Here is a 9,074-nt window from a genome sequence, read left to right on the forward strand (position 1 = left end):
GCCCATACCCGTAACCCGTGGCCGCCGCGTGACCAGCGCAGCGGCCACGGGTTACGGGAACGGCTAATGATGGTGGTCACAAAACGGGATGTCATAAAAACAACGTGTTAACGGTGAACAGCGGCGGCGCTATACTGGCCTGCGGCGTAAAAGTGCGTGTCGGGAAGTGCGTGCTAACGTGATGTTAAAACTGTAAAAGTTGCTTTTTTAAAAGGCAGGCGTGGAAGGATCCCAATGGGCCGTAGGCGGATGAGGTCCATCCGAGCCACACACACCCGTTTTACACACTCCCTTTCACCCTGCGCTTTTTAGAAAGTCCCCCAATAGTGTATTCTGATCCACATTCCGCTCGCTGAGCCGTTTTGCTGATGGTTAATCCTTGAAATATCTTGCTTCGTTTCGAACAACGCTAAAAATATCCCGCTATCTGTTCCGGGTGCTGGCGCTCATGTTGTGGACACTGGGTGTGTTGCTGACCACCTTTTATGTGCTCAATATTTTCCACAACAAAGAATCCGAAATCCGTGATGAAGACAACTTCAACTACGATCTCGCGCAGAGCTACATCAAGAACTCCAATGACGTCATGCACAGTATTAAGTTCATGGCAGAAAAGCGGCTTAGCGACTCAATGAACGGGCTGGATATCATCAACGGCATGATCAGCACCAAAAACACTCAGCCGACGTATCTTTCCCTCTTTCCTGAATCAGACTGCTCGCAGATTACCGACAGCTACCGCAATTCCCTGTCTACGCTCGGAAACATGATCCACTACTGGAAAGATAATTTTTCTGATGCGTATGACCTGAACCGGGTGTTCTTTATCGGCGGCGCGAACCTGTGTCTGGTGGATTTTGGTATCAGCAGCGAACCGTTCGAGCGTGCCAGTCAGGATCAGCTCAAGTCGTTGCATGAAAAAATTCTGCAATACCGCAATGGTAAGAGTCAGGATAAAGAAAACAGCCTGTACTGGGTGTCACAGGGCAGCAATAAAGATTCCGGTTATCTCTATGTTCTGACGCCGATTTATGTCGGTAATAAGCTCGAAGCGCTGATGGGCATTCAGCAAAATCTCCGACTGGAAGATCTGGTCAATCCGAATGCGCAACACACCTCTGTTACGCTGCTGGATGCGGACGATCAGCCGTTGCTGAACATCTCTGAAGACAATCGCACCACCGCGCCAATCGCCAATATCCCTGAGGAAAGCTCATTCTTTGGCTATGTGAACGGCTACAAGGATCTGGTGTATAAAAAGCCACTGACGCCTTCCTCACTGAGCGTGGTGTATTCGATGCCGTTTAATACGGTTATTGAGCGATTTAAAATTCTGATATTTAACGCGGTGTTACTGAACATTTTCTCCGGCCTGCTGCTGTTTATTCTGGCCTGGGTCTTTGAGCGCAAAATGTTTTTACCCGCCGAGGAAAACGCCTTCCGCCTTGAAGAGCATGAACAGTTCAACCATAAAATCGTGGCCTCGGCACCGGTCGGTATCTCGATTCTGCGGATCAGCGATGGCGTTAATATTCTGAGTAACGAACTGGCGCACAACTACATCAATATGCTGACGCAGGAAGACCGGCAGCGTATTACGCGCATCATCTGCGACCAGCAAACCAACTTTGTCGATGTCATCACCAAGAACAATAACAACATCCAGCTGAGCTTCGTCCATTCGCGCTACCGCAATGAAGACGTGGCGATCTGCGTGCTGATAGACGTCAGTTCACGCGTCAAAATGGAAGAATCGTTGCAGGAAATGGCCAATGCCGCCGAGCAGGCCAGCCAGTCGAAATCGATGTTCCTCGCAACCGTCAGCCATGAATTGCGCACGCCGCTGTACGGCATCATCGGTAACCTGGATTTACTGCAAACGCAGGGGCTGCCGCAGGGCGTTGACCGGCTGGTGACGGCGATGAATAACTCCTCGGCGTTGTTGCTGAAAATCATCAGTGACATTCTCGATTTCTCGAAAATTGAATCTGAGCAGCTGAAAATTGAGCCCCAGGAGTTCTCCTGCCGTGAAGTTATCACGCATATTGCCGGTAACTATTTACCGCTGGTGGTGAAAAAACATCTGGGGCTTTACTGCTTTATCGAGCACAACGTGCCGCTGTCATTTAATGGCGACCCGGTGCGTTTGCAGCAGGTCATTTCCAATATTCTCAACAACGCGATTAAATTCACTGATACCGGCTGCATTGTGCTGAACGTCAGAACCTGCGGAAATTATCTCGAGTTCCAGGTACGTGATACCGGGGTGGGGATCCCCGAACGTGAAATCACCCGACTGTTTGACCCGTTCTTCCAGGTCGGGACCGGTGTGCAGCGTCACTTCCAGGGAACTGGTCTGGGGCTTGCGATTTGCGAAAAGCTGATCAACCTGATGGATGGCGATATCGAAGTCGAATCCGAACCGGGGCTGGGCAGTTCATTTACGGTACGTATCCCGCTTTATAATGCGACTTTCCCGTCCGGCGAGCCGCTGGATGACTGGCAGGATAAAACGGTCTGGCTGGATGTGCGTAACGCCTATCTGGAAAGCTATCTGATGCAGCTGCTGCGCTATTACGGCGCAAATATCCAGCGCTGCGAGGCAGGAATGCAAAGTCAGCGTGAAGACGTACTCATCAGCGATACTCCGCGGATCCACAAAGATGAACTGGCGGCGCAAATCGAGTTCTCTATCGATCATATCGGTCCGCCTGTCGAAACGCGTCCGGGTTACTGGGTACACAGTACTTCCACCCCACTGGAAATTACGGCGCTGCTCAACCGCATTTACCGTCTTGAGGCTGAGGTGGAAGAGGGCGCTCTGTCTGTTCCTGAAGCCACGGCGCAGGATTATAGCGATGTCACTTTGCTGGTCGTAGATGATCATCCGATTAACCGCCGTCTGCTTGCTGATCAGCTTGGCACTATGGGATACATCGTGGTGACGGCAAACGACGGGATAGATGCACTGGATGCCATGCGTGCGCATGAAATTGATATTGTGCTCAGCGACGTTAACATGCCGCGACTCGATGGTTATGGCCTGACGCAGAAGCTGCGTGAACTTGGTCATACGCTGCCGGTGATAGGTGTGACCGCCAATGCGCTGGCTGAACAGCGTCAGCGGTGTCTGGAAGCGGGTATGGATAACTGCTTATCCAAACCCGTCACACTGGAAACCCTGCGTGATACGCTCAGTTATTACAGCGCGCTGGTTCGAAAGAAACGCGACAGCTGAAAATGACCCAAACAAAAGGCACCGGGAAGGTGCCTTTTTTACAACTGAACTCATGTAACGTAATGAAACGTTAGTCTTTATCTACCGGCTGTGAGCTGACGGAAGACAGGTAGTTCAGCAGAGCGATATCATTTTCCACGCCCAGTTTCAGCATCGCAGATTTCTTCTGGCTGCTGATGGTTTTGATGCTGCGGTTCAGCTTTTTGGCAATCTCAGTCACCAGGAAGCCTTCTGCGAACAGGCGCAGAACTTCGCTTTCTTTCGGAGACAGGCGTTTGTCACCGTAACCGTTGGCGCTGATTTTTTCCAGCAATTTGGCGACGCTGTCCGGCGTGAACTTCTTGCCTTTCTGCAATGCAGCCAGTGCTTTAGGCAGGTCAGTTGGCGCGCCTTGTTTGAGCACAATCCCTTCGATATCCAGATCCAACACCGAGCTCAGGATCGCCGGGTTATTGTTCATGGTCAGAACAATGATGGATAACTGCGGGTAATGGCGTTTGATGTATTTGATCAACGTGATGCCATCGCCGAATTTGTCGCCCGGCATGGACAGGTCGGTGATCAGCACGTGAGCATCAAGTTTGCTTAAGCTGTTAACCAGTGCAGTAGAGTCCTCGAACTCGCCTACAACATTCACCCATTCAATTTGTTCAAGGGACTTACGAATACCAAACAGGACGATAGGATGGTCATCAGCAATAATTACGTTCATATTATTCATGTGATTAGCTACCTTGCTGGAGCAGTCTGGAGACAAAAGAATCAATGTGATTGATGGTTTCAGTAATCTGTAATGCATCGCCATCTGCGATGTATTGTTCTAACGATTCACACATTTGCTTGCCTGGGGTCAGGTTCAGCATGGCGAACACCCCCTTGAGACGATGTGCTGTTTGTGAAAGTGACGTGAAGTCACGACGTTGGTTCTCATTATACAGTTTCTCAAGATCTTCCGGTACCGTCTCGACGAAAAGCTGATAGTAATCGCTTGATTTTAACTGCTTTTCATAATGGTCGAGAGAGTCTTCACCGGGTTCTTCGGATGAAACACTGTCATCGGAAACAGAAAATTGCTGTTCGATTAACAGTAGGGTTGCGTCAATCAGCGCACTGCTGATGTTGTAATTGACGCGAATATAGTGCTTTTCAAGCTGCTGGAATCCGGACTCATCATCGGTCAGCAAAAGCGTAAATTTGTCGCTGTTCTGCGGGTTATCTGTCAGTAAAACGTCGTATTCCCGCGCGACCTGCCGGTCATCAGCCACGATGCATACGGCACCATAAGCATTCATGGTTCGGGTAATAATACCGCGAACTTCGTCAGACGTGATGTCGAGTAACACCGTGACATCATTGAGTAATTTTTCGTGTTCGGCTTCAACTTCCTGCGCTTCTTGACGCTGTTTAACCCTTACAGTATAGCGTGTGCCGATATTTAGCTTGCTGCGGATTTCTAACTGCCCGCCGAGCTTTTTACATAACTGATTACACAGGAAGAATGTCAGTCCTGAACCATGATTGAAACGGTCAACCAGCGTCTGGCTCAGGAAAGGATAATTCAGATTGCTTAATTCTTCCTTGGAAATTCCGCTACCGGTGTCGTTAATGTGGAAAATCAACTGATCCGGGCGATCTTCGTCCTGCTCGCTGGTCAGCGTCACTTTCCCCAGAGAGGTGGTGACGATGGCGTAATCAAGCAGCAGCGAAAGGATTTTCTTCACCGCCTGCACATCGCCGGTGAACGTTGCTTCCGGGGCAATCTGGAAGTGATTCAGCAAGCCGAGGCCTTTCTGATTCAGGCGGGGCAGGGCTTCAAGCAGCAGTTCATCAATCATGGCGGATAATACGTATTTATCGCCAGACGGTTGCCAGTCCTGCGTTTCCAGCCGTGTCAGCAGGGTGATGTTATCCACCAGGGTCAGCGCATTGCGCGATTCATTGAGCAGCTTACCTTCCAGCGTCTGGCGTTCTTCCGGACGTTGCTCTTCCACCAGCGCCACCGCCAGGCCGTTCAGTTCCTGCAACGGCTGATTCAGCTCAATGCCTAAATTGTGCAGCATCAGTTTGCGGGCCTGGAGGTTTTTCTCAAACTCGCGTTTCGCCTGTTGCAGCGTCCGGTTCACCATCACTTCTTTATCCTGATCATGAAGCATAAACAGGTAAGTTTCCGGTGAAATCTGACTGCGGATCATGCGGATTTCATAGACTTCGTTATTTACCGTCGCCTGAATGGTGCCATGATGCTGTTCGGCCATATTGGCGATTTTATTCAGGCTCAGATGCGGCAACAGCTGGTCGGCAATTTTATTGCTCAGCACCACGCTGTGGTTGCTGAAGTTATAGACCAGTAAACCGAGAGGCAATCCGGAGATGATTTCCTGGTTCAGCGCCTGCTGCATCTGCAACTGCGCGGCCATATTTTCGCTCGGGCGGATGTACTGATGGCGGATAAAGTAAATGCTGGCCATTGCCAGTCCCATCAGGAACAGATTAATCAGGATCAGCCAGAAGTTGTTGCGTGAAAGGTCTACAACCAGGCTAAACAGCGGAACATGATAGGTCAGCGACAGCGGCGAATTACTCAGCGGAACGTCAAACACCAGCGACCAGCCCTGCATCACGATGCTGCTGGCTTCTGCGTTATCGTCTTCCGGATCCCCTTCATTTACTGCCGTGGTGTTGCCGTTTAACTGGAAATTGTCCCGCGCCATGTTGTACGGGACCAGATCGGTTATCGGCAAATCAAACGCAATAACCGTCGCCAGATGTCCTGGGTTATTAAACGTGGTGCGCAGGGAGAAGGAATAGTCACTGCTCTGGCGCGATTTTCTCAGCGGAGAATAGCTTTCACGTTCATCGAGCGTATTGGCCTGTTGCAGCATTTCAGCGCGGCGCGCCTGCAATGTGCTGGTGAATGCGTTTTCCTTCAGGCGGGCATCTTGTTGCTGCAAGGGAACGGTCGTCACCACCAGCATGCTGTTGTCCTGACCGTTCAGGTAATACAGCGAGTAGGGCAGTGTATTCGAGCCCCACTGGTCATCCAGAAATGACGAGATTTTCAGGGTTAAATCGAGCGTAGAACTGTCGTGCGTGCCGAAAATAAGCGCGTCGGTTTTCTTGTGAGGTTTGGAGACAAGGTACATATCCTGACGCAGACGGATTTCCTGCGCACTGACCGCATCCGGTGTCATAGGCTGACCCGAAAAATTGTCATAAATCTGGTAGGTCATGTAACGGAATTTATCGATGCGTTTTTGCAGCAGTTCGGCGGTGTTTTGCACCGTTCGCATTTTATCGTTCAGATAAGCGTTGGTGTAATTGTAACCATACAGGCCCAGTCCCATCACCAGAAGGACAATGAACAACCAAAAAAAACGCGTGATATTGGTTGATGTCAGCGATAAATATTTACCAGCCATGATGATGAGTTTTTTCCTTCATTCTTGTTATTACTCTTTACCGGACAACGGTTCTGGCGCAGGCGGTGACGCAAAGCATCATTGCCGCAACGCAACCTAATGCAAAAGACAAGCTGCTGACCTGAGCGATAAAACCTATCAGCGCAGGACCCGCCAAAATACCGGCATAGCCTAACGTTGTCACGGAGGCGATAGCCATGCTGGCAGGCATTGATGTCTGATTGCCTGCCGCGCTGAACATAATCGGCACCAGATTTGAGGCGCCAAATCCGATCATGACAAAGCCCAGACCGGCAATCCACAGATTATCCACCACCGTCAGCAAAATCAGCCCGAAGCTGGCACACAGACTGCCGTACATCAGCACCTTATAACGCCCGAAGGCGGCGATAATCTTGTCGCCGGTCAGACGTCCTGCGGTCATGGCGACCGAGAAAACAGCGTAGCCCAGACCGGCCTGATGCGCCGCAACGCCGCGTTCCGTGGTCAGAAACAGCGCGCCCCAGTCCAGCATCGATCCTTCGGTCAGGAACATCACAAAACATAAAAAGCCCAGCAAAATTACCCAGCCGCGAGGCAGAACAAAAATAGGGCCGTCGCCGTCATGACGCGTTTCGCGCCATAAATGCGGGCTGGTCAGTACCACCAGAACAGCCAGTAAAATCACCACCAGCATCACCGATTCAAAAGGCGTCAGCCCGAAAAATAATAAACCGGTAACGGCCAGCGCGCCAAAAATACTGCCCATACTGAAAAAGCCATGAAACCCGGACATCATCGCGCGGCCACTGGCTTTCTCTACCACTATCGCGTGGACATTCATCGCCACGTCAATCATGCCAATCGCTGCGCCGAACACCAGCAGCACCACGGCCATACCGGCGGTGCTGTCCATCAGCGTCAGCAAAGGCAATGCCAGCAGCAACAATACGCTGGCAATCAAAATCACGGTTTTGCATCCCAGTTTCCCGGTCAGAAAACCGGTCAGCGGCATCGAAAAGGTCGAGCCCGCACCGATGCATAACAACAGTAATCCTAATGTTCCGTCACTGATCGCCAGCCGCAATTTAACAAAGGGCACCAGAGGCGCCCAGGCGGCCATCGCAAAACCGGACAATAAGAAAATAAGCCGGGTGGCATGTTGTTGTGCTCTGCCCGGGATCAGCGTCACAGTCAGGGGGTGTTCAGGGGACGAAGCGGTCGTCATCGGTTCTGGAGACATCCTGGGAAATTCCTTTTCGGTATATCTTTTTGATTTGTCTTTTCGATGTGCTTTTTCGATACAAACGTGACCGACTCAGTTTCCACCTGTCTGACTGACCGGACACTTTATCAGAAAGCATAAGTTACTGTGATTGCACATAGTCTTAATTATTTTTCTGCGGAATACATTAGCGACAAATAATCTAAAAGGCGATCACACAATTGGTAAGTCATTTTGATAGGTGATTGCGTGGGCTAATGCTTGATTTTATTAATAATGATCTCGCTTATTCTTTGCGCAAAAGTTAATAAGATGTTGTTTGTTATCGATTTGTTTTAAATCTCAGTAAGCTAGATGACGATTTAACACTCGTCAAACTTATGTTTTTTGATTCTTTAATGAAACTTTCTTGTCGTTATGATTATGTTTTTTTATGGCACTTATCTCAAATCATGCATATAACTTATGGAGTTTCGGACAAAAAACTACCGAAACGATGAATCACATAAGTCATAAAAAAACATCTTAATGCATTAACGACGCTTTTATTTGTTCAATTTGTAGTCTATGGCATTCCCTGACACCAGTTGGAAGTATACCCATTTTTTCTTAATGGTCTTCACATCACGACACGCCGCTTTTACCTGAAAAAAGGGGAGCGGTGTTTAGCGTGTGTGGGCAACAACTGGTGTAACAGGGGTTCAACATGGCTCAGAACGGTAGCGTTGTTATTGATATTCTTTCTCGTACAAATGGCGCAGTAGTCTCTCAGGTCTCAAATGCCAGCCAGGACGTAACCCTCAATCAAATCAGTATCGTACGCGTCCATGCGACGCGCGACGCCGTCACCAGCTATGAGCGTGTCGGCAACGATCTGGTCATCCACATGAAAGATGGCCGCACAGTCCGCTACCACAGCTTCTTCGATACCGACGGCAAAGGTCACCACAGCGAACTGGTGTTTGACGACGGCGTACACCCGATCGAACATGCCGCGTTTGTCGATACCGGCGCGACGGCAGGTGCCGTACCGGTCGTTCCTGCTTATGAAACCATTCCTGACGTCGGTGCTCTGGTCCTCGACTCCTCAAACTTTGATCCCGCTGTTTTAGGGGCCGTGCTGGGTGTGCTTGCCCTCGGTGCCGGTATTGCCATTGCCGCAGGTGGCGGTGGGGGCGGTGGCGGTGGCAGCAGCAGTAACAATGGCGGCAGC

The 9,074-nt window shown here is 50.2% G+C and carries 5 protein-coding genes; 2 read left to right on the forward strand and 3 right to left on the reverse strand.

Features of this window, described 5'->3' with window-relative positions; translation table 11 throughout:
• The first annotated feature begins 379 nt into the window (after positions 1 to 379).
• Positions 380 to 3,238, forward strand: a complete 2,859-nt coding sequence (gene rcsC, locus J1784_RS00705) for a two-component system sensor histidine kinase RcsC (protein WP_217147634.1) — start codon at positions 380 to 382, stop codon at positions 3,236 to 3,238.
• Positions 3,239 to 3,308: 70 nt separating this feature from the next.
• Here rcsC and rcsB read toward each other — a convergent pair whose 3' ends face one another.
• Genes rcsB through J1784_RS00720 form a run of 3 tightly spaced genes read right to left on the reverse strand, consistent with a single transcriptional unit; the run spans position 3,309 to position 7,864 of the window.
• Positions 3,309 to 3,959, reverse strand: a complete 651-nt coding sequence (gene rcsB / locus J1784_RS00710; protein ID WP_013574620.1) for a response regulator transcription factor RcsB — start codon at positions 3,957 to 3,959, stop codon at positions 3,309 to 3,311.
• A gap of 4 nt (positions 3,960 to 3,963) precedes the next feature.
• Positions 3,964 to 6,657: a phosphotransferase RcsD gene (gene rcsD / locus J1784_RS00715; RefSeq protein ID WP_217147635.1), complete on the reverse strand. Its 2,694-nt coding sequence runs from the start codon at positions 6,655 to 6,657 to the stop codon at positions 3,964 to 3,966.
• 37 nt (positions 6,658 to 6,694) lie between these two features.
• Positions 6,695 to 7,864: an MFS transporter gene (locus J1784_RS00720; protein WP_217147637.1), complete on the reverse strand. Its 1,170-nt coding sequence runs from the start codon at positions 7,862 to 7,864 to the stop codon at positions 6,695 to 6,697.
• Positions 7,865 to 8,567: 703 nt separating this feature from the next.
• Between J1784_RS00720 and J1784_RS00725 the strand changes: the two genes are divergently transcribed.
• Positions 8,568 to 9,074: BapA prefix-like domain-containing protein (locus J1784_RS00725; RefSeq protein ID WP_217147636.1), on the forward strand; the 507-nt coding region annotated here is incomplete at its 3' end.

This window comes from Rahnella ecdela, from assembly GCF_019049625.1.
Lineage (GTDB): Bacteria > Pseudomonadota > Gammaproteobacteria > Enterobacterales > Enterobacteriaceae > Rahnella > Rahnella ecdela.